Annotated in this window: 16 protein-coding genes; 12 read left to right on the top strand and 4 right to left on the bottom strand. The window is 51.6% G+C overall.

Annotated features, from left to right (window positions below):
• The first annotated feature begins 606 nt into the window (after nucleotides 1–606).
• A complete protein-coding gene (locus UNDYM_RS19440) occupies nucleotides 607–2,523 on the top strand; it encodes a family 16 glycosylhydrolase (RefSeq protein ID WP_197740924.1) in 1,917 nt (638 codons plus the stop codon).
• A gap of 190 nt (nucleotides 2,524–2,713) precedes the next feature.
• On the opposite strand, the gene UNDYM_RS19435 is transcribed toward UNDYM_RS19440, so the two are convergent.
• On the bottom strand, nucleotides 2,714–3,079 hold the full coding sequence (locus tag UNDYM_RS19435; protein WP_162042519.1) for a hypothetical protein: 366 nt from the start codon (nucleotides 3,077–3,079) through the stop codon (nucleotides 2,714–2,716).
• Nucleotides 3,080–3,126: 47 nt separating this feature from the next.
• On the opposite strand from UNDYM_RS19435, the gene UNDYM_RS19430 reads away from it, so the two are divergent.
• Together UNDYM_RS19430 and UNDYM_RS19425 are read left to right on the top strand one after the other, a co-directional pair.
• Complete coding sequence (locus tag UNDYM_RS19430; protein WP_232063551.1) at nucleotides 3,127–4,116, top strand: AraC family transcriptional regulator; 990 nt, start codon at nucleotides 3,127–3,129, stop codon at nucleotides 4,114–4,116.
• A gap of 39 nt (nucleotides 4,117–4,155) precedes the next feature.
• Nucleotides 4,156–4,689 (top strand): hypothetical protein, encoded by a 534-nt coding sequence (locus UNDYM_RS19425; protein WP_162042518.1) that lies wholly within the window; start codon nucleotides 4,156–4,158, stop codon nucleotides 4,687–4,689.
• 62 nt (nucleotides 4,690–4,751) lie between these two features.
• Here the strand turns inward: UNDYM_RS19425 and UNDYM_RS19420 are convergent, their stop codons facing one another.
• The gene (locus UNDYM_RS19420) at nucleotides 4,752–5,303 is read right to left on the bottom strand and encodes an endonuclease V (protein WP_162042517.1); all 552 of its coding nucleotides are present in this window, start codon (nucleotides 5,301–5,303) and stop codon (nucleotides 4,752–4,754) included.
• Nucleotides 5,300–5,827 (bottom strand): cyclic pyranopterin monophosphate synthase MoaC, encoded by a 528-nt coding sequence (moaC, locus tag UNDYM_RS19415; protein WP_162042516.1) that lies wholly within the window; start codon nucleotides 5,825–5,827, stop codon nucleotides 5,300–5,302. Before moaC ends, UNDYM_RS19420 begins: the two co-directional genes overlap by 4 nt.
• 84 nt (nucleotides 5,828–5,911) lie before the next feature.
• On the opposite strand from moaC, the gene UNDYM_RS19410 reads away from it, so the two are divergent.
• The 4 genes from UNDYM_RS19410 to UNDYM_RS19395 all read left to right on the top strand — a co-directional run bounded on the left by UNDYM_RS19410 (nucleotide 5,912) and on the right by UNDYM_RS19395 (nucleotide 9,932).
• Nucleotides 5,912–7,483 (top strand): M48 family metallopeptidase, encoded by a 1,572-nt coding sequence (locus tag UNDYM_RS19410; RefSeq protein WP_232063550.1) that lies wholly within the window; start codon nucleotides 5,912–5,914, stop codon nucleotides 7,481–7,483.
• A 6-nt stretch (nucleotides 7,484–7,489) separates the two neighbouring features.
• Complete coding sequence (locus UNDYM_RS19405; protein ID WP_162042515.1) at nucleotides 7,490–8,026, top strand: hypothetical protein; 537 nt, start codon at nucleotides 7,490–7,492, stop codon at nucleotides 8,024–8,026.
• Between the two features lie 40 nt (nucleotides 8,027–8,066).
• A complete protein-coding gene (locus tag UNDYM_RS19400; RefSeq protein ID WP_162042514.1) occupies nucleotides 8,067–8,774 on the top strand; it encodes a hypothetical protein in 708 nt (235 codons plus the stop codon).
• Between the two features lie 84 nt (nucleotides 8,775–8,858).
• Nucleotides 8,859–9,932: a hypothetical protein gene (locus tag UNDYM_RS19395; RefSeq protein ID WP_162042513.1), complete on the top strand. Its 1,074-nt coding sequence runs from the start codon at nucleotides 8,859–8,861 to the stop codon at nucleotides 9,930–9,932.
• Here the strand turns inward: UNDYM_RS19395 and UNDYM_RS19390 are convergent.
• Nucleotides 9,929–10,225 (bottom strand): hypothetical protein, encoded by a 297-nt coding sequence (locus tag UNDYM_RS19390; RefSeq protein ID WP_162042512.1) that lies wholly within the window; start codon nucleotides 10,223–10,225, stop codon nucleotides 9,929–9,931. The two genes, UNDYM_RS19395 and UNDYM_RS19390, sit on opposite strands and share 4 nt — an antisense overlap.
• Before the next feature lie 30 nt (nucleotides 10,226–10,255).
• Between UNDYM_RS19390 and UNDYM_RS19385 the strand changes: the two genes are divergently transcribed.
• The 5 genes from UNDYM_RS19385 to UNDYM_RS19365 all read left to right on the top strand — a co-directional run bounded on the left by UNDYM_RS19385 (nucleotide 10,256) and on the right by UNDYM_RS19365 (nucleotide 16,800).
• Entirely contained in the window at nucleotides 10,256–12,919 is a 2,664-nt protein-coding gene (locus UNDYM_RS19385; protein ID WP_162042511.1) for a hypothetical protein, read from the top strand.
• Nucleotides 12,920–13,023: 104 nt separating this feature from the next.
• On the top strand, nucleotides 13,024–13,494 hold the full coding sequence (locus UNDYM_RS19380) for a DUF6794 domain-containing protein (RefSeq protein WP_162042510.1): 471 nt from the start codon (nucleotides 13,024–13,026) through the stop codon (nucleotides 13,492–13,494).
• Nucleotides 13,495–13,624: 130 nt separating this feature from the next.
• Nucleotides 13,625–14,077 (top strand): DUF6794 domain-containing protein, encoded by a 453-nt coding sequence (locus tag UNDYM_RS19375; protein ID WP_162042509.1) that lies wholly within the window; start codon nucleotides 13,625–13,627, stop codon nucleotides 14,075–14,077.
• Nucleotides 14,078–14,120: 43 nt separating this feature from the next.
• Nucleotides 14,121–14,705 (top strand): exonuclease, encoded by a 585-nt coding sequence (locus UNDYM_RS19370; protein ID WP_162042508.1) that lies wholly within the window; start codon nucleotides 14,121–14,123, stop codon nucleotides 14,703–14,705.
• A gap of 337 nt (nucleotides 14,706–15,042) precedes the next feature.
• A complete protein-coding gene (locus UNDYM_RS19365) occupies nucleotides 15,043–16,800 on the top strand; it encodes a patatin-like phospholipase family protein (protein WP_162042507.1) in 1,758 nt (585 codons plus the stop codon).
• Nucleotides 16,801–16,865 lie beyond the last annotated feature (65 nt).

The raw sequence follows: 16,865 nt of genomic DNA, 5'->3' as shown, positions 1-16,865 counted from the left end.
TCACCCATTAGCCCCCGGTAGTCAAGTAGCCGAACAACATACTCGCAACACACCGTGATCATAGTTACTGCGCCACCACACGCTTGCTTCAAAATGCCATCGTGCCTTTTGCTTCAACGTGTGCTTGCGTGAATCGCGGCTTCAGCCATGTGTATCTAGCGAAACATCAAACCTGGATTTCGCCCATTCGCACAGCTACTCCAGAAGTATCTCAGTACCGCGTTGCGTCCAGGTGATGGGCCGATCTGTGGCTATCGGATTTGGTTACAACCCCGTTTCCGTTTTCGTTTTGCCGGTATCGCTCACCGTTGGTAGTCCACTCCCAGCCACACAATACGCGCCTTGCACCCCGCCTGGATAGCAATGTTGTTTTCCGAGCAATGCAACCCCCAAGTGCAAAATTTTTATTGACAAGAAATAAAAATAATATCACTATTTAAATTCTTGAATGGAAACGTTTCCAACAAAATGTGGATTAAATGGAAGCCGGTTCGGGAATTGATATCAATGGTCTTTACACATAGCTCAGACAGACGTTGTTGACAGCGTTTTTCCATGTCAATCCGTCTAAACCCTGTTTTTAAAATTGAAAATAACGGAGGCATGATGAATCGGCAGGACTATCGTCTTAACAAACAAAAACGCAGCAGCACGCTCACCGCCATCGCGGCCAGTATCTTGCTGGCTTATGGCTCGCAAGCCTATGCCAGTGTCACTAATCCTGTGATAGGCAAACTGATCTGGTCAGAAGAATTTAATGGCACCAGCCTCAACACCGGTTTGTGGACTGCCTATGATGGCAATGGCTGCCAGATCAATTTGTGCGGCTACGGTAATCAGGAACTGGAATACTACAGCCCTAATAATGTCTCGATACAAAACGTGCCGTTTGAACCTGGCACACGCGCATTGGCAATTCAGGCAAAAAACCAGGTCATAGGCAGTAATGTCTTCACATCCGGAAAAATTTCTTCTGCAGGCAAGGTACAAGTCCAGTACGGCATGGTGGAGATGCGTATCAGCACGCCACAGGTTGGCACAGGGCTATGGCCTGCTGCCTGGATGCTGGGGACCAGCCCGCAAACCTGGCCGCGTAACGGCGAGATCGACATTATGGAAATGGGGCATAGCAATGCAGGAAGGGCGCTGGCTGGCTACCCGGCGATCAATAATTATGTAGGGTCAAATGTCATCACCTATCAGGACGCCGCCTGCGTGCCGGGCAACCCCAGTTGTGCCGCTTCGACTGCCTGGCAAACCAAAAACTGGTATATCGCCTCGACACCTTTGATCAACCGCTTCGTCACCTACCGCTTGTACTGGACTGATACCCAAATGCGCTTTACCGTCACCGATAACGGTGTGGAGCGCGATATGTATCAAAACCCTTTGCCGGTCAATTCAACTTCGCTGCAGGCACCGTATTACCTGCTGTTTAATCTCGCGGTTGGCGGCAATTTCACTGACGCTGCAACGCCTGCGCAAGTGACCACACCCTTGCCTGGCACCATGTATGTCGATTACGTACGGGTGTATGAACTCGATGGCAAAGGCACGGTAAAAGTGGGCAACCCCAACGTACCCGAGGTGGGCAAATTTGGCGTGTTCACCGATCTGACCGCAGTCAATAACAAACAGACGGCTGGCGTCAGCTCTGACGTGTGGAACTGGAACCAGGCATCCATGTCGGCAGGTTCTACCGCACCGTATGAAGGCAGCAATGTCATCGCCTGGAACTACACCGCCGCCAACCAGTGGTTTGGCAGCAGCATACAATCGCGCCAGGTGCGTGACATGAGCAATTACAGAAATGGCACGCTGAAATTCAGGATCAAAATACCCGCCAACGTCGCCTTCAAAGTCGGTATCGGTGATACCTATACCAACCAGGGCTCTGTCACTTTTCCTGCAAGCGTGGCGAGCTATGGTTTGGTACGTGACGGCAATTGGGGCACCGCAACCATTCCCATTTCTGCACTCGCAGGCAACCTGATCGCCTTGCAATCGATGTCTGATCTGTTCCAGATTTTCAGTGTCGATGGCAGTCTGCCGGGTAGCACTTTCCAGTGGGCGGTTGATGACATTATTTGGGATACTGGTGTGCCGACTCCTACCCCAACACCGACTCCCACGCCAACGCCAACGCCGACTCCGACACCCACGCCAACACCAACACCGACACCCACGCCAACACCGACACCAACGCCAACACCGACACCTACGCCGACTCCAACACCCACGCCCACACCGACACCAACCCCAACTCCGGTTTCAGCCAGCGCCACGCAAATTAACGCAAGCACACTGCAGTTTGGTATCAACACCTCGTCGTGGGCAGACGTGCATTACACAGTCAACTCTGGTGGACAGCAAAACTTCCGCATGACACAGTCTAACGGAAACAACAGCTACTCAGCCAGCGGGCTCAAGGCAGGGGATCTGGTGAAATACAGCTTCACTTATTGGGACGTCGCGAAAAACTATGCAGTCGATACCGGGCAGCAGAGTTTTACGATGAAGTGATATTGGTAAGTTAGTAGAGGAAACGGTCGTAGGGGATTGCGACCGTTTTTTACCTGTTGCATGAACGCACCTGAAGCATCTCAGCGAATGCAAAGAGGGTCTTGCATCTACGTATTTCCTTATTATGGGGCTGTCCTGATGTAAGACCGGCCCTATTAAGACCGCTACTATTTCGTATGCACTTTTATATTTAGCCAATGTCAGGAAGTGCTCCAAAAAAACTAAATACTGCGACGATTTTCCCTGCCACATCGACTTCAACTACATCATAGCCCGCAACGATGGCTTGCTTTGCTATGCGCACTTCCCAAGTGTAACGATGCAAATGATGGTGGGAGTCAACTCCTGAAGTCCAGACTATCTCTGCGTCAGGACGTTGAGTACGGAACTCGGCAAGGCAGGCTGAAAATTCTTCAACTCCCGTGGCAACACGGTGTGGATCAAAATACCGGGTATTGGTGCCGAATGCATCGCTGACATGTTGGCGGATCTCGTCTATGCCATGTGAATTCCAGGCTGCAAAGTAACTGACCAGGCAAGCGGGGCGGTTAATCATTTTTTTCTCCAGATAGTTTGTCGATGTACTGATAATACGTGCTTGCAATGGGACGATCCATACTCTATAGTCCATTTTATCTTTTCAATCGTCCGAAGATGATGGATCCACTTTCCGATACCCTGGCACTTCTCAAACCCCGCAACTATATGTTTCACGGGCTGGACGCGGGCGGTAACTGGTCTATGCATTTCGAGCCACGACAGGGAATACGTTGTTATGTCTTGCTTTCTGGTCAATTCTGGCTCACTTTGGACGATATTCCTGAAGCAGTACTTTTCAAAGAAGGCGATTGTTTTTTGCTGCCCGGTGGGCACGGGCTCACTCTTGGTAGCGCCCCAACGCTGCCAGCTATTGATGCGAAGACCATATTTTCTGACGTAAAAGAAGGCGGGCTGGTTACTTACAACGGTGGTGGTGCCTGTTACGGATTAGGCGGTTTCTTTGAATTTTCTGGCAGACACGCCAGCATATTGCTCGGCGTTTTACCAACTATCGTGCATATCCGCAAAGAGTCAGACAAAAACACCCTGCGCCGGTCAATGGAACAAATCATGCAAGAGCTGCGAGAACCGCAGCCTGGCGGTACCTTGATCGCTCAATACCTTTCCTCTCTCATGCTCGTTCAGGCGTTGAGGCTTTTTCTGTTTGAAAGGGCAGAGGCTTCAAGCGCAACAGGAAGTACAGACGTTGGCGCAGGCTGGATTTATGCACTGGCGGACAAGCAAGTGGGTACTGCTATTAGTGCCATGCATGAGAATCCAGCACATAAATGGACTATACAGAGCCTGGCCAGCCGTTCTTGCATGTCCAGATCCACCTTTGCAATGAAATTCAAAAACCTGGTGGGCGAGCCGCCAATGGATTACCTAACACGCTGGCGTATGCTGCTTGCAGGTGACAGGCTTTTAAATTCGGACGATACAATTTCCGTCATCGCACCATCGCTAGGTTATCACTCTGAAAGCGCATTCAGCACCGCTTTCAAACGTGTAATGCAATGCTCGCCGCGAGAATACAAAGCGTTTTACCAATAGGCCGATTTGGGCCCGAACACATTTCTGTTGGGAGTTGCAATGCACATCAAGCGATTACTATTTAATTCAATATTCGCTCTGACACTAAGCTTTCAATGGGTATCAGTGTCAGAAAGCAAAGACTTGGGAACTTCTGAGGCTGTCACAAAGTTAGAGCAATTGTCCAGACAGCTTGCAAATGGAGAAATCGGAAGCCTGGAAATATTGTGGATGGACCCGAGAGCAGTCATGACGATCCCGTTGTCTCCAGCGTCGCTTGATATGGCCTACGATCTCAAATTAAAAATCGAGAGTCTTTCTACTAGAAAGAAACTAACACGTGATCTGATCATAGCATTGAAAAATACTTCAATAGAGCAGTACGACAAGCGATGGGAAGAGGATGTCAGATGGCGACTGAAGTTTTTTGCAAAAAATGACAGTCATACCGTCGTGACTTTATATTTTTCCGGCGGGTCATATAAAGATACTTCACTTGGGGTTGTGGATAATACCGTGGTGTACTTCAAAGGAGGATTGTATAAATGGCTGACTTTGAATTACTTATCTTCATTTACTCAATTTAGTAAATGAGTTTTTGCTGTTCTCAGCGGTGCCGCTGCTTGTCTGCCATGTCTGGGCGCGAGGCCAGCGTTTCAGGCATGGCTAGCAGGCTTATCCCCCGCTTCACGGCACAATTGATCGACCTGCTTCAACAAAGTTGGCAGCCGGTATTCGCCATGCATGGTGGCGATGCTGGCCTGGGCTGTCGTCAGGTCCATACCCAGGCTGGTGATATACAGGGGCTTGATGCTCTCGCCACGGCAGATGCCGAACGAGGCGGGTATGGCTGAGAAAGAGGACTTGGCAACGCCGATGATGCTGACCTTGCCAGCCAGCGCCTCGTGCAGGTAGCAACCCAGACCGGGTTTGCTGGTGCCATCCAGATAAACATAGCCATCAATGATGATGCAGTCTGGCTGCAGATCATGTTCCGCCAGCAATTGCAGGATGCAGGGCAGCTCGCGTTTATAGAATTCACCGGGCACATAGTTGGCAACGTTGCTGATGTGGCTGATACAGGTTTTTGCCGGTTTGTCGTCATCCCAGTTGTGGAAGACGATACCGGCAACGCAGGCGCTTTCACCCGCTTCGTCGCTGCTGTAATGCACATCCACCGCCAGCAAAGTGGCTGGTTTGGCTGTCATTTGTCGATATCCGCCACCCAGTCGCCGGATTTGCCGCCGTGCTTCTCCAGCACCCGTATGTCGGTCATGACCATTCCACGGTCGGCGGCTTTACACATATCGTAAATTGTTAAGAGGCCAACTTGCACTGCGGTAAGGGCTTCCATTTCGACACCGGTTTTACCCACTGTTTCAACCTGGGCCTCGCATGTAACAGTGTTGTTACTTGCATCAATGCTAAAATCAACAGTGACGCGGGTCAGTGCCAGCGGGTGGCATAGCGGGATGAGGTCGCTGGTGCGTTTGGCAGCCATGATGGCGGCGATGCGGGCTATGCCGATGACATCGCCTTTCTTGGCATTGCCCTGCTGGATGATGGCCAGGGTAGCTGCCTGCATGCGGATATGACCACGGGCAACGGCGATGCGGTGGCTATTGTTTTTATTGCCAACATCCACCATATGAGCCTGACCACTTTCGTCAAAATGGGTCAGTTCCGGGGCCAATTCATGGGGCTGCTGTGTTTTGCTTGTATCTGTGCTCATTGTTGTGTAAAAAACCTGTAAGGCGGTATGATAAGTTTACTCAATTACGCCCGGGTTAAGTCCTGAAAAATAAGGAAGCTATTAGTGTCCAAGTATCATAGCATTGAGAACCCCTTGCGACGTGTTTTTCGCCTGCCAGCCATGTCAGCCTTGCGGCTGGCGGTTTTGCTGGCCGTTGGCCTGGGGAGTGCCAATCTGTCGCCTGCACTGGTCCAGGCACAAAACCTGCCAACTTTGGGCGACACTTCGCGTGAAGACCTGTCACCACTGGCAGAACGCAAGCTCGGTGAGCAAATCATGAGCGTGGTCAGGCGCGACCCTGACTATATGGACGATGCCCCGGTCAGTGAATACCTGAACCGTCTCGGCAACAAGATGCTGGAAGCGCGGCCAGATGCCCGTGGCGAAACCAATTTCAATTTTGAATTTTTTGCCGTACGTGATCCGGTGTTGAACGCCTTTGCCTTTCCCGGTGGTTTTATTGGTTTTCATTCTGGCCTGATCCTGGCGGCACAGTCTGAGTCCGAACTGGCCTCGGTCATGGGTCATGAGATAGGTCACGTGGCCCAGCGCCATATCGCCCGCATGCTGACCAGCCAGCGTGGCGATGCCCTGATCCCGCTGGCGGCACTGGCACTGGCCGTGCTGGCTGCGCGGTCCAGCCCCGATGCTGCAATGGCGATTGCCACTGGCGGGCAGGGCCTGGCGATACAAAAACAACTGAATTTTGGCCGTGATGCCGAACGTGAAGCTGACCGCGTAGGCTTCCAGATCTTGCGGGACTCTGGCTTTGACCCGTCGGGCATGGTCAATTTTTTTGGTCGCCTGCAAAGTTCCATGCGCAACTATAACGATAACCTGCCACCTTTTTTGCGCAGCCACCCACTGACCAGCGAAAGGATAGCCGACATACAATCGCGCCTGTCAGAGCAGCGCTACCGCCAGCATGCCGATAGCCTGGAGTTTTTGCTCACCAAGGCCAGGATCAGGGTATTGCAAGACAGCAGTACCCAGGGCCTGATGGATGCCAGCACCTTTTTTGACACACAGGCCAAAACTGGCAAACTCGAAGACCAGATCACTGCCAAATACGGGCAGGCATTCGTCGCCTATAAGCGTCTAGACTTTGCTACCGCCCGCAAATTGCTGGATCAATCGCGCAAAATGCTGGATCAGGTGCCTGCATATAAAAACATACTCACTTACAGCAATATGTATGTCGATATGTCCATCGACATCCTGATCGGCGACAAGCAAACTGCCGCCGCCGTCAAAGAGGCAGAAAAAGCCATGCGTGATCTGCCGCTCTCACGCGGCGTGGCCGTGCAATATGCCGAGGCTCTGCTGGCCGACGGCAAAGAAGAACAGGCGGCTGTTTTCTTGCGTGACCAGATCGTGCTGTACCGGCAAGAAGCGCAACTCTATAACCTGCTGGCCAAGGTCTATGCCGCCCAGGGCAAACAAGCCGCCCAACATGTTGCCCTGGCCGAGGCCTATGGCATAGAAAATAACCTCGCCGCCGCCCTGCAACAACTGGACATAGCCCGACGCGAAAAAGATGCGCAGTATTATGAACTGTCCGTCATTGATGCCCGCGAGCGTGAATGGAAAGAAAAGCACAAGGAACAACTGGCAGAAGAGAAAAAGCGGCGCTAAGGCATGATGACGCAATTTCTTAAGCATGGGCGATCAGTTCGGCAATCTCTCTTGCTGGCGCTTTGTGGCCTGTTGTTCGCCTGCTCTTCTGAAAAGAATGAGGCAGGCGAGGGCGCAGCCTATAAGGCGGATTTGCTCAATGCGATACGACAATCCAGCAAGATCGTCGTGACCGAACATTCGTCCGAGATGGATTTCATACAGGCAGGGCAATCACCCGCGCAAAAAGAAAGGGTCTATCGCAGCGTGGCATTGACTACACGCGACCGTGAAAACTTCATTGCCGCGATTGAGCAGGTATCTGATGAAACCCAGCAGGCTTTCGCCGCCTGTGTTTTTAATCCCCATCATACGGTTTATTTTTATGCGCAAGGCAAGCTGAGCAGCAAGCTTGACGTTTGCTTTGAATGCTCGCAGCAGGAATGGAAGGCGACGAAACATAGGCCGCCAGCGGGTATCTATGAAGGTTTTGCACAATTCATCAAGTCGGTCAAATTAAGTCCTGAAAGAGAATGGGTGAGTCTGGTTAGCTCAAAGCGCTAAGGCCCTGATATGGCTATAACAGAATAAAGAGTGATGAATAGTGCAAACAAACGAAACTCAAAGTGAGCTGCTGAAAAAACAGCAGGCAGAAAAAATCCGTCTGCTGGAAGAACAGGTAATCGTCGCCGGCAAAATTGCAGAAGAGAGACTGGCCCGCCCGCGTGAAGAATGGTCAATCAAGTTCATGGACAGAAAGCCCATGACCAACAGGCAAAAGTACCTACTCGCGCTGTCGTGTCTGGGTCTTGCCTGTTTGCTCTACGGGTTTAATTTGAGTGATAATTTTGTCTTTGCCGGGGAGCATTTTTATGCCACCTCTTTACCCTGGATTGTTGCGGTGGTGTTGTTTCCTTTTGTGCTTTACGGGTGCTATGACCGCACGCATCAGGCTAATTTGGCGTATCGCTATCCCTCGCCAGTTTTACGTCAATTCGTCATACTGCCTCTCATGGCTTGCTTATTGACTTTCGTCATATTACGCAGCCCTATCGCCTTGTCTGCCCTGGCCGGCTGGGCATTCAATAGCGAGGCGGTCGTTGTAGAGGCTACCGTAAGTTCTTTAGGACGCCTGAAACCCAAGCTGGGCCTGTGTGATCAAACCCTGCGGGTGGGTGCTCCAGAGTTTGCCGCCACTATCTGCATGGAACATACCGTCGTTGGTCGCCAACCCATTCCTGGTGACCGGGTTGTGGTCAAAGGGCGTCGCTCTGCACTCGGTATTTATATAGACGAGATCGCGGTGAAGTGACAAGTGCAATAGTGAACATCAATGCCTGGCTGGCGACACCAAGCCCAGGATGCGAGCTACTGCTGTCAGATCATACAAAGAAAAATGAGGCTTCCATTGCTGTTTTCAACTAAAGATCTTCAATTTAGCGATTTGAAAAAAACCCAACTTCACTGGGCTGAAGAGGAGTTGCGGGCCAATGATCAATTGACGCTGTATTTCCTGGATTTTGAAAAACTGCCCTGGACTGCAGCCATTTTGGTAGCGCCACGCAATCATGTGCTGGTTTCTGTTCCTCGTAGCAGTTATGACACGGCAGAAATTGCTGTGGATGTCGGGCTGCAGCAGGCATCATGGATGCAGTCTTTTTTCGTGGATAAACAGACTCGCGTCAAATTTAAAAAAGAATTGTTATCGCATGGTCTGACAGAGCAGGATATACCCCATGGCCTGCTGGCATTTGATGGCGGTCTATTGAACCCACAATCCACAGGTTTCAATAAAAAAGGGCGCCCGCTTAATCCTCTCTGGTTTCGCAGCTACTTAATTCCTAAAACCCCTGATGCAAGAGCGAATTTGACTCAGGTATTACGTGAATATATGGCAGAGCGCGGCATCTTCTTTGTCAGGCCATTTGATGATGAGCAATTGCTCTATACAGATTGGCAAGAGCGCTTTCTCGGTGCTCATGAACATGAAGAAGCTATTCTTTTCAGGAATATGTACGGCGGGGCCGAGACTGCCAGGAAAGACAGCATGCAGATAGAAATGCTGGAAAATGTATTGGCGGATTTGGACCGGGGAGCCTCGCTTGATTTTCTCGCTATGAGCCCGAATTTTGATGATTTTTCTTTGCAAATTTCGTATCCCTATGTTTTTGGGAATTACCCAAAGGATTACGATGCGATGAATCGTGGTCAACGCCATGTTGATCTCGTGAACGCATTGCGGGCACATCTGATTCGCCGCCTGGAATGGCCCGTATTCATACAAGCCGCCCGCGCATGTAGAGCAGGCGCTATTGAGAGGTTGAATAAAGGGCCCAAGCCACCGCCAGGGCTGTTGAAGTTTAATGTAATTGAAGAACTGGATTTGTTCTCGCAGGCGATGCGGCAAAAATACCCCAGCTATTGGCAAAGTTCATGGGATGATGTCTGGCGTACTTCATCCTCAGATTAACTGGTTGTACTGTTGAGATTGGCCAGCATCCAGGATTGAACGGGTGTCAATTTGAAGCGAATCACGGGGAAAAAGATGCTGCCCAAGCTGTAGCCGATTAATTTATAATATGCGGCAATTTGATAGCCACTCTGGCTGTCGATCCATATATCAATTAAACCATTCATTCCCCACATGTGAAATAAAAAATGAAAATCTGAAGCCACCCTTTGCAGGATTGGTTTCATACCGGAAGTACCTGAGCAGGTTGCTTGCATGTGCGTTTGCACTGTGATGCCTGTTTGTGGGTGCATGCCATCTCTGGATTTTTATTTTGTGTTCACATGTCATCAAGCAAACCTGTCAAAGACTGGGCAGCGGTTCAGCCGCCTGTCCTGCAAACTGTCAAATCCATTTTAATCAGCCTGTTGCGTCAGCCTCAGGGCATCGTTGCCTTGCTCAGTGATGAAGTCGATGGTGTGGTGCAGCCTGCTTTGCGGCAGGTGGAGCTCACCGCACTGGATGCGCGCCTGTTTCCGCAGGCGGCCAGCTTGCTGGTGGACTGGCATAGTCTGCAAACTGCCAGCGACTTGCGCAGTGTCTGGCCTGCTTTTTGGCGGGTGTTCTGGATGACTGTGCCTGATGCTGGCAATGCCAGCATGGTGGTGCTACCGCAAACCGGGGTGCCCAGGAAGCCGGTGGCGACTGCTGCCCACCCGCGTGCTTTTCGCGGTACCAAATACCAGCCGCCAAAGCCTGCGCAGCCTGCACTCGATTTGTGTCGCTGGCTGGCAGATGCACGTTTGCTTGATGCTTTCTTTGCGCACCATGATTTTGCTGCCTTGCCCGTGCTGGATGAGCAGGGGCAAGTGCTGTCGCTGCCCGCCGGGTTTACGCCCAGCAGTGCCACTCTGTATTTACATCACTGGAACAGGCCAGCACAAGAATTGCCCGTCTTGCCAGAAGCATTTCGCCGTTGCTTGCTGTGGCAATTGCGTGCATGCAGTGCAGACTTGCAACTGGCCTGGCTGCAAATATGGCATCAGCACAGCAGCCAGTATGCAGATGAAATTGCACGCTCGCAAAAATTGGCCGTACTGGCCCGCCTGTGTGCCATGAATACGGATAATACTCACGCCGCACAACTCGCTTTGCTCTTGCCAGAAAACCGGCAAACTATTTTCCTGGCTGTAGTGATGCGGGAAGTGCAGGGGAGTTTGTCGCCTCAACAGATGACGGCTGACCAGCTCATGCGTCTGCATGATTTGTCGGACGATGATGCACGCTTTGAATTTTACCTGTGCAATATTTTGCGCAACCTCGCCAGGCAAGTCAGTGTGGAATATAGCCTCACTGGTTGCCTGCTTTATGAGGCGAGTGATATCAGCGAATTGCGCGACTATGTGCTGACGGTCAGTCACGATTGTCAGGACGTGCCATTAGAAGCGATAGCAAGAGCCTGTAAAGCCGCAGGCACCAAGTCCCGGGTGTCTTTGTGGGACTATTGCGCCAAATTTCCCGGTCTCGCACATTATCTACGTGAAACTCAATGGGAAAAATTGAGTGAGCCCGCCGCCGATACTTGGCTTCATGTCTTCTACAATTTTATGGATGAAGATGAAAAAGAAAAAATGCAGGCGAAGTGGCAAGTGTATCTGACGCTGTTTTCTGCCTGCCATGATGTACTGATCAGCCTGCCTGCCGACAGGCAAAACAAGCTGGCACTGATGTGGCGTCACTTTATTGGCGGCTGGGATGATGTACGGAGTTTGCCACAAGCAGTGCAGGATTTTTTGCCATTCATGCATAAATTATGCTTGCCGCCGTTTAAGGCTGAAATTGATTATGGCCATAGCTTTGTGAACATCGTCGAGACCTGGCCGATAGATAAAAGAGCAGAAATTATTGCCATTGACGATAGCGTCTGGCGGCAATTGGAACTTGCATGCCGTCGCGAAGATAATATGAATTTGCTGACTTCTGGCAGTTATTCCTTCGTAAACCTGGCCCCGGCGTTCTTGCGAACTTCTTTGATGGCAGCGCCAGCCAGGTTTTTTAAGACTTGCAATCTGCTGGGCAGTTTGCATTTCGAGCGTCGGCAACTCTTCATGAAAAAGGTCCTTAATACTGACTGGTTTGCGCTGGACTGGCATGCAATGCCGCCATTGGTGGCTTGCCAGCGCATGCTGGACTTGAGTAAAGAAGCTGGTCTCGATAGCCCCTTGCCACGCCGCTTGCGCGAATATCTTGAAGACGGGTTGAGTTTATCGCCACAGCAAATCGCCAGACATTGCAGGCTCAGTTTGTCGAGATTGCCATCGTTGCGTTTACGCGCTCTGACTGCTGCACTTTGGGTAGAAATGGATGCTTCTTTCAACTTGCGTGAGACGTCGGCACCTGCCAGGCATGCCCTGCGCCTGTTGGCGGGCCTGGATAAATTTTCTAATCGTAATAACCGCAAAGGCTTGCGACGATTTCTCGGCCACGCCAGAGATGGTAATACCTTGAATTATATCCAGCACCCGCTTAATCAGGCCTGGTATGCCAGACACCCGCGTGCACAGCAGGCGGCATGGCAGGCAGGGCTGCAATGCAAAGTGCAAACGGCACAAGGTGATTTGACACTGGCATTTGAGCATGATCCTTTTGAAGTTCTCATGATGGGCACTTATGCAGGCAGTTGTTTAGGTATTGGTGGTTTGTGTGATTATTCTGCGGTTGCCTGTTTGCTTGATGTGAACAAGCAGGTCTTGTATGCGCGTAATGAGCAGGGAAAAGTAGTGGCGCGGCAGTTGCTGGCGATTGATGAAGGCGATCAACTGGTGTGCTTTGCGGTCTATCCAGGAAATGTTTCGCAGGACGTGAAAGCCGCGTTTAAAACCTACGGACTGGAACTGGCTACTCAATTGGGCATCACTGTTTATCAGGACGGTGACGATAGCAGCTATGACGTGGCCACCATCCTTGCGCAGAACTGGTGGGACGATGGCCCTTGGCAAGAAGAATGATTGTCAAAAGGCAAGTACTTTCCTTTATTTCATGTATGATGCCCATTTGGCACTTTTAACATTTTTTAATATTTTTGAGTTGACCCATTTTGAAGGGGAAGTTGATGAGCATTACACGTGCAGCGATTTGTTCTGGCTTTGTTGCTGTCATCATGATGGGCGCCAATGTGGTGTGGGCGCAGTCTGTACCTGTTCCGGCACCTACCGCTGCAGTTGATCCGGCCAGCGCCAGCGGTGCTGCCGCTACTTGCGCCACACCAGGCAAAAATGGCTACGACAAACAATGCAAGCGCTATGCGGATGCCGATACCTGGCCAACGACCTGTGAGCAGGCAGCGACAAACATATTGGCCAGGCTCGATGAAGCCAGCAAGCAGCGCACGCGGGATTCAACGTATGACAACCTGATTCAGTTTCACAACGGATGGGGCATGGGCATACGTAATAGCACGGGTCTGTGGCGCGGCAATGTGGCGCTGACGGATTCTTGTATGGCACTTGATAACGACGGTGATCGCCACCCTGACCATATTTCCATGATCATCATCCAGCAAATCTGGAAAAAGCTTCACTGAGTGGTCGCTTAGGTCGGTTAGCATTGAGCTGGATTTCAAACTGCTTATGGTGGGCGCTGTCCTTGCGTCCTTGCCCATGAGGCAATCAGCTCACCTGCCTGCGCCGCCAGTTTTTTGTGGAGACACAAACATGAAAACAACAACAGGCAAGATGCATCTGGCTGTGATTGCAGCCGTGTTTGTATCCAGCGCCGCACAGGCGCAACTTGATGCAACGGCAGAACCGGGCAGGCCCAGCTATGATCCGGCCACCGCCATGTGCATGCGTACTGACGATGTCAACGACAAAACCTGCCGCCCCTATCCCGATGCATCGTCATGGCCTGCAAGTTGCGGGCAAGCAGTAAGCCAATTCCTGGCCAAGCTTGATAACAACAGCAAGCAGGCTCTGCGCAAGACAAAATACGCAGAACTGAAAGACCATGCCGTTCTTTGGGGCATGCTCGTGCGTAACCGTTTTGGTCTGTGGCGCGGTAACAGTGCGCTCATCGCTTCGTGCGTGGCGATGCGCCCTGGTTCGAGTGCTTATCCTGAAGATATTTCCTGGGTCATCGTCGAAGAGGGCTGGAAAAGACTGCAATAAGCCACCATGTAAGAGCGCTAAAGACAAACAAAAGGAGCAAGGCATGACAGCAGAGAATGAAAAATTGCCAGAAATTTTTATTGCCGTTGATGTAGAGGCTGACGGCCCCATCCCTGGCCCGTACAGCATGATCTCTCTGGGCATGGCGGTAGCAGGACATCCTGAGCTGACGTTTTATACCGAACTCAAACCCATCTCTGATGAATTTGATCCTGCTGCGCTGGCTGTTTCTGGCCTTGACAGGCAGCACCTGATAGACCATGCGCCTGAAGCCGCAGTGGCAATACGAGCAGCTTATGACTGGGTGAATTCTTTGCGCAAGATAGGCAGGCCGGTGTTTCTGGCGGCACCGGCGGTGTGGGATGGCATGTTTGTGCACTGGTACTTCATGAGATACGTTGGTGCGAGCCCCTTTGGCTCTACCGGCTCGGGCGTGGATTTGCGCAGCTACTGGATGGGCCTGACAGGCTGTGAGTGGGTGGAAAGCCGCAAGGGCAAGATCAAATATGCGCTTAATCTTGAGGGCTTGCCGCATACCCACCATGCAGGTGAAGATGCAGCAGAACTGGCGCAGGTGTTTGCGGCGGTACTGAAAAGCAGGAGTGCAGGCCTGCCTGAAGTTGAATAATCAGTGACTGGTTTGGTGACTGAACTGCAGATCGCAATTGTCAATGCTTGACACTCCCCATCGACGATCAATTCACATCGCCCTGCACAGGAGCTCAGGAGCTGTGTGAATACACACAACACCCATCTAGAATAAAGTGACTTTTTTGTAAGCAAATGTTATCTTTGCTTTGTTTGTAAAATGTCATCTCTCTGAAAAATCCGTCAGCTAAAGTGGAACATGTCCGTGCTCAACAGCAGGGCATGTCTCATTGTGCTGCCATCCCCATGCCGGGTTTTTTGGAGAGGGGGCGCGAGTCAATTTTGAGATGCAGCCACTTATCATCAAGGAGTGTATTTTGTCTGAAGCAACTTATCCAGTTACGCCACAGGTGGCCGTTGACAAGATATTCCCGCTGACGCAGCCTGGGCCTGCTCCACATACATTTGAGCTGGCCCTGGTGCTTGGTGGCACGGTGTCGGCAGGTTGCTATACAGCCGGGGTGCTGGATTTTCTGATCGAGGCACTGGATGCCTGGGCGGCGGCGATTGCGCAGGATGACAAAGACAACCCCGGTGCGCCAACCGTGCCACGCCACAAAGTCTTGATCAGGGTGGTCACTGGTACTTCTGGCGGTGGCGTCAATGCCGTGCTGTTGTCACGCGCCCTTAGTTATGTCTATCCGCCAGCGAGTGTGCAGACCGCGCCTGAGTTGAGGGCAAAGAATCCGTTCTATCAGATATGGGTCAATGCCATCGATATAGACGGTTTGCTGGCGACTGACGATCTTGACGGCGCAACGACGATCACTTCATTATTGTCTGGCAAACCTCTTGCAGCGGCGGCTGCCAGCGGTATTTCATTTGACAGCGGGGAGGCTGCAGCGCGGCAATATGTGGCCAATCCTTTGCCGGTGATACTGACTTATACCAATGTTGCGGGCATTCCTTACAAGCAGATGTTTTCTGGCCAGACTGGGCGCGCCGAGTACTTTGTCAATCACGCTGATTTTGTGCGCTTCGCCATTGATATCCAGGGCGCACTGCCAACACCACAATATGCGCTGGCGCCAGATAGTTTTGAAGTCGGTAATCAGACTCAGGACATGCTGGCCTGGTCTGGCATGTCCAGTTATGCGCTGGGTACGGCGGCTTTTCCTGTGGGTTTGCCTGCTGTGCAGATCGCCAGGCCAGCCGGGCATTATGCTTACCGCTACATTCTGCCTAATAGCGGGCAGGGCGTTTACAGCCCGCAATGGCTGGTGCCGGAATGGTCACTGTTTGTACAGCCCGATAGCGATGCAGGCAGCAAATATGCCTTTGTTTCTCTCGATGGTGGTTGCACCGACAATGCACCGATAGGCCTCGCGCATGATGTGCTGGCAGGTATCGCACCAACCCGCGAAACCAGTGGCAGCATGGTCAACCGTGCCATCGTGCTGATAGACCCGTTTACCGACGTACCCAATTTTGCCGCCTTGCCCAAGGCTGATTTGGTGAGCATCCTGTTCCCCACCATTAATTGCCTGATCCAGAATAACCGCTTCAACTCGGCGGACCTGGCGGCTTTTACTGACGGCAGTGACTTTAGCCGCTTTTTGATCACGCCCAGTCGCAAGAATGCGAAGGGGGATGCACTGACGGGTGGTGATGCGATTGCCTCATCCGGCCTGGCGGCTTTCCTTGGTTTTTTCTCGCGGCAATACCGTGAACATGACTACATGCTGGGCCGCAGGAATTGCCAGGCTTTTTTAAAATCCTGGTTTACGCTGGAGCCGGACAATGCCGTGTTCAATGTGCTTAAACCTCCGGAGGTAGAGACTCCGCCCAACAGCGGCAAGTTTGAGGTTCCCATCATCCCCTTGTACGGTTCTGCCCTGGTTGAGCAGCCATCGCCCGAGATACCGGGCAAGTTCGACCCAGACAGCCTTGAAGACCAGATAGAGGCGAGAGCAGACAAGTTGCTGCGGGTGGCCGCCCACGTCGATAGTGCTGGCTGGTTGGCACGGCAGGCTTACAAAGTGGTGATAGGCATAGCGAGCAGCAAGGCCGCAGACAAGGTAGTTAAAGTGGTACAGGCTGCAACGCGGGACTCAAAACTGCTTAATCCCAAGTGAATTTACCCAAATGAATTTAATTTGAATAACAAAACGCAGGAGCAATGCAAGGTCTGCATTAATCA

This window comes from Undibacterium sp. YM2, assembly GCF_009937975.1.
Taxonomy (GTDB): Bacteria; Pseudomonadota; Gammaproteobacteria; order Burkholderiales; family Burkholderiaceae_D; genus Undibacterium.
The sequence above is the reverse complement of the archived record's forward strand: the minus strand, read 5'-3'. Positions and strand labels throughout refer to the sequence as shown.

What these genes read in the sequence shown, in the direction of transcription:
- UNDYM_RS19440 (WP_197740924.1), top strand. Translation starts at nt 607, where the DNA reads ATGAATCGGCAGGACTATCGTCTTAACAAACAAAAACGCAGCAGCACG.
- UNDYM_RS19435 (WP_162042519.1), bottom strand. Translation starts at nt 3,079, where the DNA reads ATGATTAACCGCCCCGCTTGCCTGGTCAGTTACTTTGCAGCCTGGAAT.
- UNDYM_RS19430 (WP_232063551.1), top strand. Translation starts at nt 3,127, where the DNA reads ATGGGACGATCCATACTCTATAGTCCATTTTATCTTTTCAATCGTCCG.
- UNDYM_RS19425 (WP_162042518.1), top strand. Translation starts at nt 4,156, where the DNA reads ATGCACATCAAGCGATTACTATTTAATTCAATATTCGCTCTGACACTA.
- UNDYM_RS19420 (WP_162042517.1), bottom strand. Translation starts at nt 5,303, where the DNA reads ATGACAGCCAAACCAGCCACTTTGCTGGCGGTGGATGTGCATTACAGC.
- moaC (WP_162042516.1), bottom strand. Translation starts at nt 5,827, where the DNA reads ATGAGCACAGATACAAGCAAAACACAGCAGCCCCATGAATTGGCCCCG.
- UNDYM_RS19405 (WP_162042515.1), top strand. Translation starts at nt 7,490, where the DNA reads ATGACGCAATTTCTTAAGCATGGGCGATCAGTTCGGCAATCTCTCTTG.
- UNDYM_RS19395 (WP_162042513.1), top strand. Translation starts at nt 8,859, where the DNA reads ATGAGGCTTCCATTGCTGTTTTCAACTAAAGATCTTCAATTTAGCGAT.
- UNDYM_RS19390 (WP_162042512.1), bottom strand. Translation starts at nt 10,225, where the DNA reads ATGCACCCACAAACAGGCATCACAGTGCAAACGCACATGCAAGCAACC.
- UNDYM_RS19385 (WP_162042511.1), top strand. Translation starts at nt 10,256, where the DNA reads ATGTCATCAAGCAAACCTGTCAAAGACTGGGCAGCGGTTCAGCCGCCT.
- UNDYM_RS19380 (WP_162042510.1), top strand. Translation starts at nt 13,024, where the DNA reads ATGAGCATTACACGTGCAGCGATTTGTTCTGGCTTTGTTGCTGTCATC.
- UNDYM_RS19375 (WP_162042509.1), top strand. Translation starts at nt 13,625, where the DNA reads ATGAAAACAACAACAGGCAAGATGCATCTGGCTGTGATTGCAGCCGTG.
- UNDYM_RS19370 (WP_162042508.1), top strand. Translation starts at nt 14,121, where the DNA reads ATGACAGCAGAGAATGAAAAATTGCCAGAAATTTTTATTGCCGTTGAT.